The following is a 16,946-nucleotide window of genomic DNA, read 5'->3' on the forward strand; positions in this document are numbered from 1 at the left end:
TGTCCTGGCCCTTGCTCTGCCCCTTGCTCTGGCCCTTGCCCTGGTCCTGCTGCTGCGACGTGGTCTTGAAGCCGCGCGTCTGGGCCTGGTGGAGCGCCTCGGCCCGGTCCGGCCGGTAGCCGGGGATCGGACCGTCGCCGGTCCAGCCCTGGACCAGGCCGTTGAAGCCGTACACCCGCTGGGAGCCGCCGTACGGGACGAGCTGGACGGTCTTGCGGTCGCCCGGCTCGAACCGGATCGAGGTGGTGGCCGGGATGTTCAGCCGTTTGCCGAACGCCGACGGGCGATCGAACTCCAGGAAGCGGTTGGCCTCGAAGAAGTGGAAGTGGGATCCGACCTGGATGGGCCGGTCACCGGTGTTGTGCACGACCACCTCGGTCACCGGCCGCCCGGCGTTGAGTTCCAGAGGTTGGTCGCTGAGCTTGTAGCCGCCGATGGGCCGAAGGTGCTTGGAGTTCGGTCCCGGGTGTTGCTTCGCCATGTCGCCCCCGCTCTGCCGGAGACCGTGGCCTCCGGTCGCTGCTCTACTGGATGGGTGAGTGGACGGTGATCAGCCGTGACCCGTCGGTGAAGACCGCTTCGACCTGGAGCATCGGGATCATGTCCGCCACGCCGGGGATCACGTCGTCGGCGGTGAGCACGTGGCTCGCGTCGTTCATGACCTCCTCGACGGTCTTGCCCTCGCGCGCGCCTTCGAGCGCCGCGGCGCAGATGACCGCCACGGCCTCGGGGTGGTTGAGCTTGACCCCGCGCGCCTTGCGGGCGTTCGCCACCATCGCCAACGAGTGGATCGTCAGCTTGTCGAATTCCTTCGGCGTGAGATGCACTTCGCGATCCCTTCGTCCGCACTTTTTGTACGGTTTCAGCTATCCCGTCACGGTAAGAGCGGTTTAGTCAGCCCGCAGCCGTTCAGGGAGATTTCAGGAACCGGAGCGCGCCCGCTCGCGCCGGTCGTAGTCGGCGACCCACATCTGCTGGATCTGCTCGAGCGTCCGGCCCTTGGTCTCCGGCAGGTAGCGCCGGACGAACAGGAACCCGAGCACGCACAGCCCGGCGAAGAGCGCGAACACGCCCGACCGGCCGAGCGCGTCGAGCAGGCTCAGGAAGAACTGCGTGATCAGGTACTCGGTGCCCCAGTGGGTCGCGGACGCGATCGCCACGCACCGGCCGCGGATCGGACCGGGATAGATCTCGTTGATCACGGTCCACGCGCCCGGCCCGATGGACACCGCGTAGAACGCGACGAAGAAGACCACACCGACCAGCAGGAACAGGCCCGAGGTGGTGATCCGGCCGTCGCCGCGCCCGGCACCCGCACCGAGGAAGCTGACGCTCACCACGGCGAGCGAGACCGCCATCCCGGCCAGGCCGGCAAGCAGCAGCGGCCGGCGGCCGACGCGGTCGAGCAGGCCCACCGCGACGAGCGCGAACGCCGCGTCCACCGCGCCGATCGCCCAGGTGGTCGCGGAGAGCTGCGCCTCCGGGGTACGGAATCCCGCCGCCGAGAAGATCGAGTCGGCGTAGTAGATGATGCCGTTGATGCCTGTCGTCTGCTGGAACAGCGCCAGCCCGACGCCGAGTGCGAGCGGACGCCGCCACTGCGGTGACAGCAGCTCCCGCCAGCTCGCCTTTCGGCCGTGCAGACTCTTCTCGATCTCGCCGAGGCGCTGCTCCACCCGCTGCTCGGGAACGGTGCGGCACAGCGACTCCCGGGCCCGGCGCCGGTCGCCCCGCTTGAGATACCAGACCGCCGAGTCCGGCACCACCACTGTCACCAGGATCAGCGCCACGCCCAGCACGACCGCCGCGCCGAGCAGGTAGCGCCACGACTCGCCGCCGGTGAACAGCTCGTCCGCCAGGTAACCGATGAAGATCGCGAAGGTGGTCGAGAACTGGTAGACCGCGAGCAGGCCGCCGCGGATCCGTTCCGGCGCCGCCTCGGCGGCGAACATCGGGCCCGCGACCGAGGCCACGCCGATACCCACGCCGAGCAGCAGCCGCGCGCCGAGCAGGGCGCCGATGGCCGGCGCCGCCGCCTGCACGATCGTGCCGACGACGTACGCCCCGGCGGCGACCCAGAGCGCGCCCCGCCGGCCGATCCGGTCGGCGAGGTGACCACCGGCGAGCGCGCCGGCCAGCGCGCCGAGTGTCACCCAGCTCGCCGCCACCTCCACCTCGAAGGTGTCCACGTCGAACGTGTGCCGGATGTCGTGCAGCGCGCCGCTGATGACGCCCTGGTTGTAGCCGAAGAACGCGCCGGAGAGGACGACGATCGACACGATCGCCACGAGGTTGTCGCGAGACGGACGGCCGGCCGCGCGTCCGCTCGCCGCCATGTCACCCCGTCCGCCGGCAGCCGCCCCACGAAACGGCCGAGAACCTACATATGCGACATATAGTAAGTTCGCCGCAGCGGTCCGACGGCAAACTCCCGGACGCCGCCGGGGCCGCTCCTGCACACGGACGGGGGAAGGGTGAACCGGTCGGCGCCGTACGGCCCCGCGGACTCCTACCGCGAGTTCCGGCACCCGCTCGCGGCGCTCGTGCTCGCCGTCGTCACCGCCGGCGCGCTGGACGCCTTCGCGTTCCTGCGATACGGCGCGTTCGTCGCCAACCAGTCCGGAAACGCCATCTTCCTCGGCATGGGACCGGCCGGCGGGCATCCCACGTGGCCGGTCTCGGCGGCCTCGATCGTCGCGTTCGCCACCGCCGCCGGGCTGGTGAACCTGCTCCGCCGCCGCACCCGGCCGGCGGTGGCGCCCCTCGTCGACATCGCGGTCACCGAGGCCGCCATGATCGTCTGGGCGGTGCTCAACCTGGCGCTCGCGTACGGCCGGCACGGCGTGGCCTCCCGGGTGCTGCTCGCCGCCGCCGGTGCCGTCGCCATGGGCAGCCTCACCACACTGGCGAGCCGGACCGCGGGCATCGCGACGCCGATCACCTACCAGTCGGACACCACGACCAAGACCGGTGAGCGGGCCGCCCGCTGGCTGCTCGGCCCCGCCGCCGGCCGGGGCCGGGCCCGGCGGGGCACCCTGCTCGGGCTGCTCGCCCTGGTCAGCTACAGCGTCGGCGGCGCGGTCGGCACGCTCGCCCAGCACCGGCCCCGCTGGGTGCCGCTGTGGGGGACGCTCGCGCTGGCCGTGCTGATCCTGCTGCTCCGCCGGCACCGGCGACCGGGACCGGCGTCGCGGCCCGGCTGAGCGTCAGTCCGCCTGGGCGGCGAGTTCCCGGGCCCGGTCCCGGGCCGCCTCCAGCGCCGCCAGCATGGCCGCGCGTACGCCGTGGTTCTCCAGCTCGCGGATCGCCGAGATGGTGGTGCCCGCGGGCGAGGTGACCGCCTCGCGCAGCTTCACCGGGTGCTCCCCGGAGTCACGCAGCATCACCGCCGAGCCGATCGCGGTCTGCACGATCAGCTCGTGCGCCACCTGGCGCGGCAGGCCGAGCAGGATGCCCGCGTCGATCATCGCCTCGACCAGCAGGTAGAAGTAGGCCGGACCGGAGCCGGAGAGCGCGGTGACCGCGTCCTGCTGCGACTCGGGCACCCGGACGGTGGCACCGAGCGGGGAGAACATCTCCTCCGCCAGGGCCAGATGCTCGCCGGTGGCGTACGCGCCCGCCGAGATCGCGCTCATCGCCTCGTCGACCAGCGCCGGGGTGTTGGTCATGACCCGGACCACGGGGGTGCCCTCTGGTAGCCGGCGGTTGAAGAAGGCGGTCGGCAGCCCGGCGCAGAGCGAGATCACCAGCTTGTCGGCCGGCACCTTCGGGCCGATCTCGTCCAGCAGCGCGGCGGCGTCCTGCGGCTTGACCGACACGGCCAGCACCTCGGCCTCGGTCACGGCGGTGAGGTTGTCCACCACCCGTACGCCGTAGCGGTCGGCCAGCTCCCGCGCCCGCGCCGGCCGCCGCGCGGTGGCGAGCAGCCGCTCCACCGGCCAGCCGGAACGCAGCAGCCCCGAGAGCATCAGCTCACCGATCTTGCCGGCGCCGATCACCGCGACCGTGTGCACCTCGCGTGCCATCAGCCGTACCCCTTCCCGGGTCACGTGGGCAGGGGCGTGGCGGGCCGGTCGCCGGCCCGCCACGCCGTGCGCCGTCGATCAGCTGCCGAAGAAGACCTCGGCCTCGGCGTACCGCTCCAGCGGCACGGTCTTCAGCTCGCGGGTGGCGTCGGCGAGCGGGACGCGGACGATGTCCGTGCTCTGCATCGCGACCATCTTGCCCCAGTCGCCCTCGTGCGCGGCGTCGATCGCGTGCAGGCCGAGCCGGGTCGCCAGCACCCGGTCGAACGCGGTCGGGGTGCCACCGCGCTGGATGTGGCCGAGCACCACGGTGCGGGCCTCCTTGCCGGTCTTCGCCTCCAGCTGCTCGGCCAGCCACTGGCCGATGCCGCCGAGACGGACGTGACCGAACGCGTCCAGCTCCTGGTTGTGCAGCACCATCTGGCCGTCCAGCGGCTGGGCGCCCTCGGCGACCACGACGATCGGGGCGTACTGGTGCTGGAAGCGCTTCTCGACGTAGCCGGCGACCTGCTCGACGTCGAACTGCCGCTCCGGCAGCAGGATCACGTTGGCGCCACCGGCGAGGCCGGCGTGCAGGGCGATCCAGCCGGCGTGCCGGCCCATGACCTCGACCACCAGGGTGCGGTGGTGGCTCTCCGCGGTGGTGTGCAGCCGGTCGATCGCCTCCATGGCGATGTTGACGGCGGTGTCGAAGCCGAACGTGTAGTCGGTCGCACCGAGGTCGTTGTCGATCGTCTTCGGCACACCGATGACGTTGACGCCCAGCTCGTGCAGCTTGGTGGCGACGCCGAGCGTGTCCTCGCCGCCGATGGCGATCAGCGCGTCCACGCCCTGGGCGGCGAGGTTGTCCTTGATCCGCTCCACGCCGTTCTCGATCTTGAACGGGTTGGTGCGGGACGAGCCGAGGATGGTGCCGCCGCGCGGCAGGATGCCACGCACCTCGGCGATGCCGAGCGGCTTGGTCAGGCCCTCGAGCGGGCCCTTCCAGCCGTCCCGGAAGCCCACGAACTCGTGACCGTAGGTGGCGACGCCCTTGCGGACCACCGCCCGAATCACCGCGTTGAGACCTGGGCAGTCGCCGCCGCCGGTGAGCACGCCGATACGCATGATCTGCTCATCCTCCTGGAGCATCAGGTGAAGCCCGGATAAGCCCCAGGATATGTGTCAGATCAGACCATCGGCGCCGTTGCCGGCCCGGGGCGGGCCGTCACTGCGCACTGTAGTCGGCGCAGGTGTACGCCGGCACCGCACCCCGGGCCGTTCCGGACGGCGGACGGCTACCCGTCAGTAGCTGACCTCGTGGTTCTCCCCCGCCTTCGGCGGCTTGCCGGTCACCGCCGCCTTGGCGAAGCCGAGCAGGTTGACCACGGTGCTGCCGGGCGAGTCCCAGTACTCCGCCGACCCGGCGTGCACCTTGATCAACGTGATCCCGGGCGTGTCCAGCCCGTCCGGGAACCACGCCTTCAGCAGCGGGCTCCACAACTCCTTCGCCCGGCCCGGGTCCCACTCCTCGGTGGCGGTGCCGGCGACCGACACCCAGGCGTGGTGGCGCTGGTCGGAGAAACCGACGTTCACCTGCGGGTTGACCCGGATCTGCCGCACCTTCGCCGAGTCGGCGTACGCGAAGAACCAGAGGTCGCCGTCGAAGTCCGCCTCCTGCAACCCCATCGGGCGACTGATCAGACGCCCGTCCACGCCGGTGGTGGTGAGCAGGCAGATCCGGGCGTCCCTGATCAGCTCGGTGACCCGGCGGCGGGCGTCCGCGGCGCTTGTCGGCTCATTGCTCATGGGGCACTCCTGTCTCGGATCGGCGTAGATGCCGCTCCCGTGCCCTGGGCGGAACCGGTCAAACCTCCCGCGCCGTCATCGCCCGCCACCGCGCCAGGTTGTGCCGCGCGTCCACGAGCGCGTCGTGCCGGTCGGCCTCGGCGTCCGGCAGCCGGGGGCGCCCCCGGTCGTCCCAGAGCTGGCGCAGCTCCTTGGTGAAGCGGGGGATCTCCCGGGGCAGCGCCGGCATCGCGCCCCAGAGCTGGGCCAGCACGACGTGGTCGTAGGCGGCGTACCAGGCCCACAGCTCCAGCTGCTCGCCCGGCCGGTCCCGCACCGGCTCCAGCAGGAACTCGTGCAGGTCGTCGCGGATGCGCGCGCGGGAGCGCCAGGCCCGGTCGGCCGGCGACGGGAGCTTGTCCAGCACGTTGCGCCGGACCCAGGGCACCGCCCGGGAGTCGTCGAACTCGGTGGAGACCGCGTAGAACTCGCGGCCGTACTCGTCGACGACGCCGATCGACACCAGGTCGACGATGCGGCCGTCCTCGATGAATTCGCAGTCGTAGAAATAGCGGTAGACCATCGCCCCCATCCTCGCCCATCACCGGCGCGGACCGGTCGCCGGGGCGTCCGCCGAGGTCGGCGGGCGTGCCGGCGGCGGCCGGGCATGGTCACGGAAGTGTTTCCGGGGGTGTACAGCACGCGACGAGAGCGTCATGATCTGATGTGTACCGCCGTCGGGCGCCGAACCGGTTGAGCTGCCTCGTACCGGGAATGACAGCTTCACCCGGTGTGCGAGTCGTGACTTCTGACCGGGGAGGGGTTGAGCCGTGGAGTCTCGCCTGCCGGAGCCGGGTGACGCGCTCACGGGTGTGGAGATGTTCGCCGGGCTCGAGCCGGAGGTGCGGCAGCGCGTCATCGCCGCAGCCGTACCGCGCACCTACCGCAAGGGCCAGCTGCTCTTCGTCGAGAACGATCCCGGCGAGTCGCTGATCGTGCTGCGCCGCGGCGCGGTTGCGGTGTTCCGCACCGCCCCGACCGGCGAACGCGCGGTGCTGTCGGTGATCCGACCCCCGGACGTGCTCGGTGAGGTGTCCCTGTTGGACGCCTCCACCCGCTCGGCGTCGGCCGAGGCGATCGAGGACTGCGCCGCGCTGGCGCTGTCCCGGCCCGCGTTCATGGAACTGGTGCACTCCAACCCGCGCATCCTGGACGCGGTGATGCGCTCGCTGGGTCAGCTGATCCGCCGGCTCACCGAGCAGAACGCCGACCACGTCTTCCTCGACCTGCCCGGCCGGGTCGCAAAGACGCTGGTCCGGCTCGCCGGCGAGAGCCAGGCCCCGATGATCACCATCGAGCTGAACCAGAGCCAGCTCGCCGAGATGGCGGGCGGTTCCCGGCAGAGCGTCAACCAGGCCATCGGCTCGTTCGCCAGCCGGGGCTGGCTGCGCACCGAAGGACGCCGCATCGTGGTCACCGACGTGGCCGCGCTGCGCCGGCGGGCCGGCATGAACGACCGCTGACACGACGACGGCGGGGGCCGGCGGTCGTCCCGCCGGCCCCCGCCGCGTTCGTCGTACGCCGGTCAGTCGTCCTTGGTGTCGGCCGGGGGCGAGCTCGGGCCCGGGCCGATCTTCGACGGGTCGGTCTTCTTCGGCGGGGTCGTCGTGGTGGTCGTGGTCTCGGTCGATCCGCTACCCGCGGGCTGCTCCACCATGCCTTTTTCCTCCAGTTCGGCGAGGGTTACGGCGTCCACGTCGACCGTGTCGCCGACGGCCCACACCGTCCCCCGTGGATCGGTCCATGAGGCGGACAGCCGGACGTGCACGGCAAACTCCCTGTCGACGGGACTTCCTGCTAGGGGAGACTAGACCCGGCCGAACAGCCGTGACGTCCCGCCGACCCGTCGGGTACCCGACTGCACGGCCGCGCGGGACACTGGGGACCTCACGCGTACGGAGCCGGACATCGACCTCACCTGTGGACACTGCGCCCGGACCGCCGGGCCGGACGACCGTTTCTGCGGTGGGTGCGGTCGCCCGCTGGCGGCTGCCTGCCCAGGCTGCGGCCACGCCAACGACAGCGGCGCCAACTTCTGCACCAACTGCGGTCAGCCGCTGCGCGACCACGCGGTCACGGTGCAGGAGGACCGCCGCCAGGTGAGCGTGCTCTTCATCGACATCGTCGACTTCACGACATACGCCGAGCGGGCCGACCCGGAGCAGGCCCGCAGCCTGCAACAGGTCTACTTCGCCACGGTGCGCCGGCTGGTGCACCAGTACGGCGGCGTGGTGGAGAAGTACATCGGCGACGCGGTCATGGCGCTGTTCGGCGCACCGGTCGCCACCGACAACGACGCGCTGCGCTGCGTACGCGCCGGGCTGGAGCTGCAACGCAGCCTGGCCCGGCAGCCGGCCGGCCCGCATCCGCCGCTCGGGTTCCGGGTCGGCATCGCCACCGGCGAGGCCCTGGTCGACCTGGCCGCGGCACGCGACGGCGGCCAGGCGTTCGTCACCGGCGACGTGGTGAACACCGCCAGCCGGTTGCAGGGGCTCGCCCCGGTCGGCGGCGTGGTGGTCGACGAGAGCACCTGGGCGGCCACCCGGCGCGAGATGGAGTACGACGACCAGCCGCCGGTCACGTTGCGCGGCCGGTCCGCGGTGAGCCGGATCTGGCTGGCCGTGCGGGCACGGCCCCGGCGCGACGGGCAGACCGCCGAGCTGACCCCGATGGTCGACCGGGACCACGAGCGGGGCCTGCTCGTCAGCGCGCTGCACCGCACGCTCACCGAGCGCACCTCGCAGCTGCTCACCGTCTTCGGCCCGGCCGGGGTGGGCAAGAGCCGGCTGCTGCGCGAGCTGGCCCGGCACGCCGCCAGCCTGCCCGGCACCCGGGTCACCTGGCTGACCGGCCAGTGCCCGCCGTTCGGCGAGAACGTCACCTACGCGGCGCTCGCCGACATCGTCCGGAGCTGGGCCGGGCTGACCGGAGCCGACGACCCGGCCGCCAGCCGGGACCGGCTGCGCGAGCAGCTGGGCCGTCTCGCCGACCCGCACGCGGTACGGCTGGCCGAGGCGCTGGGCCCGCTCGTCGGCGTCTCCGGGGAACGGCTCACCTCGGCCGAGACCGAGGCGGCGTGGCGGCGGTTCCTGCTCACCCTGGCCGCGACCGGTCCCACGGTGCTCGTCTTCGAGGACATGCACTGGGCCGACGAGGCGATGCTGTCCTTCGTCGAGCAGCTCGGCGCGGCGGCCCGCAACGTGCCGCTGCTCGTCGTCGCGACCGCCCGGCCGGAGCTGCGCGAACGGCACCCGGCCTGGACCGGCACGATCAGCGGGGCGATGTCCATCTCGGTGCCGCCGATGCACGACGGCGACATCGACACGCTCTACTCGCTGCTGCTCGGTCAGGCCACGCTGCCGCAGGAGGCGCGCGCGCCGCTGATCGAGTTCGCCGACGGCAACCCGCTCTACGCCCAGGAGTACGCGCGGATGCTGCTCGACGGCGGGCTGGCCGAGCGGGCGGCCGGGCTGGCGCTCGTCGACCCGGCCGGCGGGGCCGGGATGCCGCGTACCGTGCAGGCGGTCATCGCCAACCGGCTGGACCTGCTCGACCCGGCCGACCGCGCGGTGCTCCAGTCCGCCTCGGTGGTCGGCGTGCAGTTCTGGGCCGCGCCGGTCGCGCTGGCGCTCGGCCGCCCGGTGGAGTGGGTCGAGCGCGCGCTGCACCACCTCCAGCGACGTGACCTCGTCTACGAGCTGCCCGTCTCGACCATGCCCGGCCAGGCGGAGTACCGGTTCCGGCACGTGCTGGTCCGGGACGTCTGCTATCAGCGGCTGCCCCGCGCCGAGCGGGTCGCCCGGCACCAGCGCACCGCCGACTGGCTGGAGCAGCTCGCCGACGGCCGCCAGCACGACCTGGCCGAGGTGCTCGCCAACCACAGGTGGGCGGCGCACGAGATCGCCCGTACCGTCGGGTTGGACCAGGCCCCGCACGCCGCCGCGACCCGGTCCGCGCTGCACCGGGCGGCCCGCCGGGCGTACGACCTGCACGCGCTGGAGACCGCTGCCACGCTCGTGGACCGCGCGTTGAGCGTGGAGTGCGGCCCGGACCCGGCACTCGAACTGTTCCGGGCCGAGCTGGCGTTCTACCGGGACCGCGACGGCTTCCTCGACGGTGGCGGGACGGCGCTGCTCACCACGCTGGCCGACCGGCTGACCGGCGCCGGTGACCGGCCCGGCGCGGCGAAGGCGTGGCGGCTGCTGGCCACGGCGGCCTTCGCGCGGGCCGACCGTTCGGAGCTGATGCGCTGCCTGGACCGGGCGATCGGGCTGCACGCCACGCTGCCGGACAGCGAGGACAAGGTGGGCGTGCTGCTGGAGCTGGCCCGGGCGCACATGCTCGACGCGGAGACGGAGCCGGCGTGCGCGGCCGCGCGTACCGCCGCCGAGCTGGCCGAGCGGCTGGGGCTGCGCGAGGCCCGGGCGAACGCGCGCATCACGCTCGCCGTGGTCCGCTACCAGGCCGGTGCCGAGGAGGCGTACGCCGAACTGGCCGAGGTGACCGAGGAGTGCCGGGTGGAGCGGCTGACCAGCCGCCGCCGCGCGGTGCACAACCTGGCCTGGGTGCTGCAGGAGGAGGGTGACCTGGCCGGCTCGGCGCGGCTGGTCGACGAGCAGCGCTCCCTGGACCTGGCCGGCGAGCACGCCCTGACGGTGAGCTTCAGCGACCAGTGGGCCCGGTCGTACTACAGCGGGGACTGGACGTCGGCGCTGCGGATGGCCGAGGGGTCGACGCGGCGCCCGACCGACGAGTGGGACCTGCACATCGTGGCCGTGTCCGGCTGGATCCGGGCGCTCGGCGACGACCCGGCCGGCCCGGGCACCGGCGAGGACCTGGTCGACCAGGCGCTCGTGGCGGCCCGCCGCAGCGGCTTCCAGCGCGTACTGCGCTCCACGCTGGCGCACGCCGCGCTCTGCCGCGCGGTGCAGGGCCGCCGGGACGAGGCGGTGGCGCTGCTGTCCGAGCTGGACGAGGACTGGCGGCAGACCCGGATGATCCCGTTCGCCGAGTGGGTGCCGGCGGTCGGCCACGTCGCCGCGCTGCTCGGCGGCGACGCCGCGGTGCTGGTGCGCGACCTGCTGGCGCGCTCGCCGCGCACCACCCGCTGGGCGCGGGCCGCCGGGCGGTCGGCCGAGGCGGCGCTGGCCCGGGGCGACGGCGACGCCGCGCGGGCGGGCCGGCTGCTCACCACCGCGGCCGAGGGGTACGCGGAGATGACCGACGTCACCGACCAGATGATCGCGTCCGCGCTGGCGGTCGGGCCGCTCACCGAGGCGGATCCGCCGGCCGCGGCGGCGACCCTGGACCGGGTACGCGCGTTCGCCGGCCGGCACGCCGCCGGCGGGTTGCTCCGGATCGCCGGGGCGGGCTGAGGGTCAGGCCGGGACCGGCTGCCGTCCCGCGGCGCTCTTGGCCTTCTGCGCGTACGTGTCGACGTACTCGCGGCCGGACAGCTCCATCAGCTCGTACATGATCTCGTCGGTGACCGCCCGCTCGACGAACCGGTCGCCGGCCATCCCGGCGTAGCGGGAGAAGTCCAGCGGCGGCCCGAAGCGGATCCGCACCCGGCCCAGGTTCGGGATGATCTGGCCGGTGGGCTGGATGGCGTCGGAGTTGAGCATGGCCATCGGCACCACCGGGGCGCCGCTCTCCAGCGCCAGCCGCGCCACGCCGGTCTTGCCCCGGTAGAGCCGGCCGTCCGGCGAGCGGGTGCCCTCCGGGTAGATCCCGGCGATGCCACCGGCGCGCAGCACGGAGAGCTGGGTGTCGAGGGCGGCGCGGGCGGCCCGCCCGCCGGAGCGGTCGACCGGGATGGTGCCGGAGCCGACGAAGAACATCTTGGTGAGCCGGCCCTTGAGTCCCTTACCGGTGAAGTATTCGGCTTTCGCGATGAAGGTGACTTTTCGCTTGACGATCAGCGGTGTGAAGATCGAATCCGAGAAGGAGAGGTGGTTGCTGGCCAGGATCACCGGGCCGGTGGCCGGAACGTGCTCCAGCCCTTCCACCTGCGGACGGAAGATCAGCCTCAGCAGCGGGCCGAGAACGACGTACTTCAGCAGCCAGTACAGCACCGGCGTCCTTCCCGTGTCGGTGGCGGCGGACGGGTCGCCGCGTGGCCCCGCAGGTGCCGGCGGCGCCCACGGGAGTCCGGGAAGAGGGTACGAACGACGAGCGGCACGCCACAACGCACTCCCGGAACCGGGTGCCGACGTGTCACGATTCAGGGCACGGGCAGGGATCGGCGAAGGGGGTGTCCGGTGTCAGGGGGCGGTCCCCGTCGGGGACGACGGGACAACGGGCTCGACGCGGCCGAGTACGCGGTCGCGGGCGACGTCGATCCACGCGTCGGCGAGCACCTGCTCGACGTGCTCGCCGCCGGTGGCATCGCGGCCTACCTCCAGCCCTCGGCCGACCTGAACCCGGTGACCCGCACCACCACCGTCCCGGCCCGCCCGGTCGACCGGCTCTACGTCGACAGGTCGCACCTGACCACCGCCCGCGACTACCTGACCCAGCTCGCCGACGAGGGCGCGGGCGACCCGCCGCGCGCCGACGAGCCGGACATCGAGGCCGAGTGGGCGAAGATCGTCGCCGGTTTCCACACCGCGCCGAGCGCCGGCAGCCACCCCTGGCCCGCCGCCGAGGACGTGGACGATCCGCCCGCGCCGGGCACCGCAGCGGGCGGCCGGGCCGAGGAGCCCGCCGGGCCCACCGCCACCGACGTGCGCCGGCTGCCGTACGCCGCCGACGTCTCCGGCGTCTCGCTCAGCCGGGACCGCCACGACGAGCCCTCGCTGCTCGACGGCCTGGACACGTTCGGCGCGAACCTGCCCGACGAGGCGTCGGACGAGGATCACTACACCCCGCCCCCGCCGCCACCGCTGCCCCGCTTCTCCAAGTACGCGGTGCTCGGCGTGGCCTGCATCGTGCTCGGATTCCTGCTGTTCCTGTCCCCCACCGTGGTGTCGCTGGTCGACCCGTCGGTGGTCACGCTGCTCGGCTTCACCGGCATCCTGGCCGGCTTCGTGATGCTGATCTGGCGGCTGCGTCCGGGCGACCGGGACGACCACGACCCGGACGACGGCGCGGTCGTCTGACACCACCGCCGGGCGCTGCCCGGATGCCGGGACGCCGCCCACCCTGGGCCGGGGCGTAACAAGCGTGTAACTTACAGTCAGTAGGAATAGGCTGAACGTCACGTCCCGCACCGGCTGTCCGGCTTGCGTCTCCTTCCGGGTCGCCGGTCCCCTGCTGAGCGGATTGCCCGAGATGCGACAGAGCCCCCTCGTGGTGGTGGCCAACCGCCTCCCCATCGACGACAGCGTGGCGCCCGACGGCGCCTTCGAGTGGCGCCGCAGCCCCGGCGGCCTGGTGAGCGCCCTGCACCCGCTGCTGCGGCAGACACCCGCCACCTGGGTGGGCTGGGCCGGCGGCACCGGTCCCGCGCCCGAGCTGCCGGATGTGGACGGCGTGCGCATGCACACCGTGCCACTGAGCGCCGAGGACTTCCGCGACCACTACGAGGGCTTCGCCAACGCCACCCTCTGGCCGCTCTACCACGACGCCGTCGAGCAGCCGGAGTACCACCGCCGCTGGTGGGAGGCGTACCAGCGGGTCAACCAGCGGTTCGCCGAGGCCGCGGCCCAGGTGGCCGAGCCGGGCGGCCTGGTCTGGGTGCAGGACTACCACCTCCAGCTGGTGCCGGGCCTGCTCCGCGAGCTGCGCCCCGACCTGCGGATCGGGTTCTTCCTGCACGTGCCGTTCCCGCCGCCGGAACTGTTCATGCAGCTGCCCCGCCGGGCCGAGCTGCTGCGTGGCATGCTCGGCGCCGACCTGGTCGGCTTCCAGCGCGCCCAGGCCGCGCACAACTTCGCCCAGCTCGCCGCCAAGGTGCTCGGCCTGCCCGCCACCGACCGGCGGATCGGCGTCGACGGCCGGGTGGTGCGCATCGGCGCCTTCCCGGTCGCCATCGACACCGCCGAGGTGTCCGCGCTCGCCGCCCGCCCCGAGGTCGCCGAGCGGGCCCGCCGGCTGCGGCAGGATCTCGGCCGGCCCGAGCACGTGATCCTCAGCGTCGACCGGATGGACTACACGAAGGGCATCGAGCAACGCCTCAAGGCGTACCGGGAGCTGCTCGCCAACGGCGACATCAAGGTCCGGGACACGGTGCTGGTCCAGGTGGCGGTGCCCAGCCGCGACCGGGTGGCGCAGTACCAGATCCTGCGCGACCGGGTGGAGCACCAGGTCGGCCGGATCAACGGCGAGTTCGGCCGGGTCGGCGAGCCGGCGATCCACTACCTCACCCAGCCGTTCGACCGCGCCGAACTGGTGGCGCTCTACCGGGTCGCGGACGTGATGGCGGTGACGCCGCTGCGCGACGGCATGAACCTGGTCGCCAAGGAGTACGTGGCGGCCCGGGTCGACGGCACCGGCGCGCTGCTGCTGAGCGAGTTCGCCGGCGCCGCCTCCGAACTGGAGCAGGCGTACCTGGTCAACCCGCACGACCTCGACGGCCTCAAGCAGGGGCTGCTGGCCGCGCTGCGCGCCGGCCCGGAGGACGTCGAGGCCCGGATGCGCGCGATGCGCGACCACCTGGCCCACAACGACATCCACGCCTGGGCGGCGTCCTACCTCAGCGCGCTGGAGGAGAGCGGGACGCTCGTCGGCCGCCGCCCCGCCGCCAGGTGACCGGAGCCCCGGCGCTCACCCCTGGGCGGGCGCCGGGTCCTTGTCCAGCCAGTCCAGGATCGCGTCGATCGGCTCCCGCCAGCGGGCGTCGAGCATCAGGTCGTGTCCCATGCCGGGGAACAGCAGCGGCGCCGAGGCGTACCGCCGGGCGGCCCTGGTCAACGCCGTCGCCGGCAGCACCCGGTCGTCCGGGCTGCCGAGCACCAGCACCGGCGGGCGGCCCACCGCCGGCTCCGGGGACCGGCCGGTCAGCAGCTGCCACTGCGCCCGCCGCCCGGCCCGGCCCAGCCGGGCCAGGTGCCGCCGCGCGTCGGCGTCCGGCAGTTCCCGGCTGAACAACTGCCGCCGGTTGAGCCGCAGCCCGGCACCGAAGACCGCCGGCACCGTGCCGGCCGGGTTGCGCCGCAACGCCGTGCCGAACGTCGCCCAGCCGCCGAGCACCGGCGCCACCAGCACCGCGGCCCGCGCCGGGTAGCGGGCCAGCGCGTGCGCCACGACCCGGGCGCCGGCGCCGTGCCCCACCAGCACCGCCTGCCGCGGCAGGCTCGCCGCCACCTGAGTCACGTCATGGGTGTACGACCGCAGCGTCGCCTCCGGCGCCGGCTCGCTGCCGCCGTGCCCGCGCAGGCTCAGCGCGTACGCCGGGAAGCCGCGACCGGCGGCGTGCCCCAGCCAGTGCTCGGCGAAGGCCCACGCGCCGTGCCCGAACCCGGGCACGAACAGCAGCGGCGGCTTCGCCTCCTCCCGCTCCGGCAGGGCGGCGAGCACCTCCCGGCGGGCGGGCCGTTCCGGCCGGGCCCACTCCCAGGACCGGACCACCCGCACCCGCTCGGCCGCCGTCATTTACCCTCCTCCAGCTCGTGCAGCGCCCGCTGGAGCGCGCGCAGGTAGTCGGCGTGCCCGACCTCGAACCAGTGCCGGGTGCTGTCCTTGACCTTCGCCGAGTACCGCTCCCCCAGCCCTTCCCGGACCCTGCGGTCGAACGCGGCGGCCCGCTCCGGCCGGGTGGCGCGCAGCGTGAGCAGCCGGGCGAACAGCACGCTCTGCCAGTGCGAGATCGGGAAGATGCCGGAGTCCGGCTGCACCAGGCCGACCACGGCGAGCGTGGGATGACCGGCGGTGAACGCGTTGAGCCACAGCCGGGGCCGCCCGGATCCGTCCTCGTCGCCGAGCACCCGGCCCTTGAGGAACTCGAAGCGCGGCAGGTAGCCGGTGGCGAAGACGACCAGTTCCGGGTCGATCCGGCGGCCGTCGGTCAGCTCCACCGCGCGGTCGTCGAAGCGGGCCACGTCCGGCACCGGGGTGATCTCGCCGTGGCCGACGTAGTAGACGAGCTGGCTGTTGGCGATCGGGTGCGTCTCGTAGACCCGGTGGTCCGGCTTCGGCATGCCGAACCGGGTCAGGTCGCCGACGGTCAGCCGCAGCGTCCAGTGGTAGAGCCACTGCCGTACGCGCAGCGGCACCCGCAGCGCCAGCAGCGTGTCGTTGACCTGGTCGGCGGGGCGGCCGAGGACGTACTTCGGGGCGTACCAGTAGCCGCGGCGGGTGGAGTGCCAGCAGTGCGACGCCTGCTGGGCCGCCTCGACCGCGATGTCGCAGCCGGTGTTCCCGGCGCCGACCACGAGCACCCGCTTGCCGCGCAACTGCGCCGGGTCCTTGTAGGACGAGGCGTGCATGACCTCGCCGCGGAACTCCTCCAGCCCCTCGTAGCGGGGCAGCTTCGGCGACCAGTTGTGGCCGTTGGCGAGCACCACCGCGGCGTACCGGGAGGTGCGCTCGGGGCCGTAGCCGCCGGTGCTGCGCGTGGTCACGTCCCAGCGGTCCCCCTCGACCGGCTCGACGCGGACCACCTCGGTGCCGAACCAGACGTGCTGGCGCAGGTCGAAGTGGTCGGCGTACCGCTCGAAGTAGGACAGCAACTGGCTGTGGTGCGGGTAGTCCGGCCAGTCGTCGGGCATCGGGAAGTCGGGGAACTGGGTGAACGGCCGGGACGAGATCAGGTGCGTGCTGCCGTACACCGGGCTGCGGTCGTGCCGCCAGTTCCAGGCGCCGCCGACGCCCGTCTCCCGCTCGTAGCAGTCGACGCCGAAGCCGGCCTCGCGGAGGTTCTTCACGGCGGTCAGGCCGCTGGCGCCGGCGCCGATGACGCAGACCGTGTCACCCCGGTCGGAGACCGGGCGGTCGTCGCGGACCGGGACGTCCGTCCGGTCCGGATCGGGGCGGCCGAGGTCGGTGGAGGAGGACACCGGGAATTCTCCTTTGTGCGGCACGCGTGCCGGGTCGGAGCGAAATCCTGCCGAGAATGCCCGCCGTTGTCCAGCCACCGGATCCGGCAGCCGGCGCCCGCCCGGCTCCCCTGACTCAGCGTCACCGCAGAGCCGGTCACCGAGTGTGAGTGGACCG

The 16,946-nt window shown here is 73.2% G+C and carries 15 protein-coding genes and 1 pseudogene; 5 read left to right on the top strand and 11 right to left on the bottom strand.

Features of this window, described 5'->3' with window-relative positions; translation table 11 throughout:
• Window positions 1-145: 145 nt before the first annotated feature.
• The 3 genes and pseudogenes from NMK34_RS21725 to NMK34_RS21735 form a co-directional block, all read right to left on the bottom strand.
• Window positions 146-481 (bottom strand): annotated as a pseudogene (locus tag NMK34_RS21725) (urease subunit beta); the annotation flags it as partial.
• 43 nt (window positions 482-524) lie between these two features.
• On the bottom strand, window positions 525-827 hold the full coding sequence (locus NMK34_RS21730) for an urease subunit gamma (protein ID WP_013287657.1): 303 nt from the start codon (window positions 825-827) through the stop codon (window positions 525-527).
• Between the two features lie 93 nt (window positions 828-920).
• Entirely contained in the window at window positions 921-2,279 is a 1,359-nt protein-coding gene (locus tag NMK34_RS21735; RefSeq protein ID WP_318334967.1) for a sugar porter family MFS transporter, read from the bottom strand.
• A gap of 195 nt (window positions 2,280-2,474) precedes the next feature.
• Here NMK34_RS21735 and NMK34_RS21740 point away from each other — a divergent pair, with 195 nt between their 5' ends.
• Complete coding sequence (locus tag NMK34_RS21740) at window positions 2,475-3,203, top strand: YoaK family protein (protein ID WP_318334968.1); 729 nt, start codon at window positions 2,475-2,477, stop codon at window positions 3,201-3,203.
• Window positions 3,204-3,206: 3 nt separating this feature from the next.
• Here NMK34_RS21740 and proC read toward each other — a convergent pair whose 3' ends face one another.
• The 4 genes from proC to NMK34_RS21760 all read right to left on the bottom strand — a co-directional run bounded on the left by proC (window position 3,207) and on the right by NMK34_RS21760 (window position 6,375).
• Window positions 3,207-4,025, bottom strand: a complete 819-nt coding sequence (gene proC / locus NMK34_RS21745) for a pyrroline-5-carboxylate reductase (RefSeq protein WP_013287660.1) — start codon at window positions 4,023-4,025, stop codon at window positions 3,207-3,209.
• Window positions 4,026-4,103: 78 nt separating this feature from the next.
• Window positions 4,104-5,132 (bottom strand): 6-phosphofructokinase, encoded by a 1,029-nt coding sequence (locus NMK34_RS21750; RefSeq protein ID WP_030273929.1) that lies wholly within the window; start codon window positions 5,130-5,132, stop codon window positions 4,104-4,106.
• A 177-nt stretch (window positions 5,133-5,309) separates the two neighbouring features.
• On the bottom strand, window positions 5,310-5,813 hold the full coding sequence (locus NMK34_RS21755) for a pyridoxamine 5'-phosphate oxidase family protein (protein WP_318334969.1): 504 nt from the start codon (window positions 5,811-5,813) through the stop codon (window positions 5,310-5,312).
• 58 nt (window positions 5,814-5,871) lie between these two features.
• Window positions 5,872-6,375: a polyadenylate-specific 3'-exoribonuclease AS gene (locus tag NMK34_RS21760; RefSeq protein ID WP_013287663.1), complete on the bottom strand. Its 504-nt coding sequence runs from the start codon at window positions 6,373-6,375 to the stop codon at window positions 5,872-5,874.
• Between the two features lie 247 nt (window positions 6,376-6,622).
• Here NMK34_RS21760 and NMK34_RS21765 point away from each other — a divergent pair, with 247 nt between their 5' ends.
• A complete protein-coding gene (locus NMK34_RS21765; RefSeq protein ID WP_013287664.1) occupies window positions 6,623-7,315 on the top strand; it encodes a Crp/Fnr family transcriptional regulator in 693 nt (230 codons plus the stop codon).
• A gap of 62 nt (window positions 7,316-7,377) precedes the next feature.
• On the opposite strand, the gene NMK34_RS21770 is transcribed toward NMK34_RS21765, so the two are convergent.
• Entirely contained in the window at window positions 7,378-7,620 is a 243-nt protein-coding gene (locus NMK34_RS21770) for a hypothetical protein (RefSeq protein WP_135241323.1), read from the bottom strand.
• A 139-nt stretch (window positions 7,621-7,759) separates the two neighbouring features.
• Between NMK34_RS21770 and NMK34_RS21775 the strand changes: the two genes are divergently transcribed.
• Window positions 7,760-11,227 carry an ATP-binding protein gene (locus NMK34_RS21775; protein WP_318336396.1) on the top strand — a complete coding sequence of 1,156 codons (3,468 nt, stop codon included), beginning with the start codon at window positions 7,760-7,762 and terminating at the stop codon, window positions 11,225-11,227.
• Window positions 11,228-11,230: 3 nt separating this feature from the next.
• Here the strand turns inward: NMK34_RS21775 and NMK34_RS21780 are convergent, their stop codons facing one another.
• Window positions 11,231-11,926, bottom strand: coding sequence for a lysophospholipid acyltransferase family protein (locus NMK34_RS21780; protein ID WP_318334970.1), 696 nt, complete (start codon window positions 11,924-11,926; stop codon window positions 11,231-11,233).
• Window positions 11,927-12,112: 186 nt separating this feature from the next.
• On the opposite strand from NMK34_RS21780, the gene NMK34_RS21785 reads away from it, so the two are divergent.
• Window positions 12,113-12,952: a DUF308 domain-containing protein gene (locus NMK34_RS21785; RefSeq protein WP_318334971.1), complete on the top strand. Its 840-nt coding sequence runs from the start codon at window positions 12,113-12,115 to the stop codon at window positions 12,950-12,952.
• A gap of 172 nt (window positions 12,953-13,124) precedes the next feature.
• A complete protein-coding gene (locus NMK34_RS21790; protein WP_318334972.1) occupies window positions 13,125-14,543 on the top strand; it encodes a trehalose-6-phosphate synthase in 1,419 nt (472 codons plus the stop codon).
• A 15-nt stretch (window positions 14,544-14,558) separates the two neighbouring features.
• On the opposite strand, the gene NMK34_RS21795 is transcribed toward NMK34_RS21790, so the two are convergent.
• Together NMK34_RS21795 and NMK34_RS21800 are read right to left on the bottom strand one after the other, a co-directional pair.
• Window positions 14,559-15,386, bottom strand: coding sequence for an alpha/beta hydrolase (locus NMK34_RS21795; protein ID WP_318334973.1), 828 nt, complete (start codon window positions 15,384-15,386; stop codon window positions 14,559-14,561).
• On the bottom strand, window positions 15,383-16,789 hold the full coding sequence (locus tag NMK34_RS21800; protein ID WP_318334974.1) for a flavin-containing monooxygenase: 1,407 nt from the start codon (window positions 16,787-16,789) through the stop codon (window positions 15,383-15,385). Before NMK34_RS21800 ends, NMK34_RS21795 begins: the two co-directional genes overlap by 4 nt.
• Window positions 16,790-16,946 lie beyond the last annotated feature (157 nt).

Origin of the sequence: Micromonospora sp. BRA006-A, assembly GCF_033433935.1 — a bacterium.
In the GTDB taxonomy this organism is placed as follows: domain Bacteria; phylum Actinomycetota; class Actinomycetes; order Mycobacteriales; family Micromonosporaceae; genus Micromonospora; species Micromonospora aurantiaca.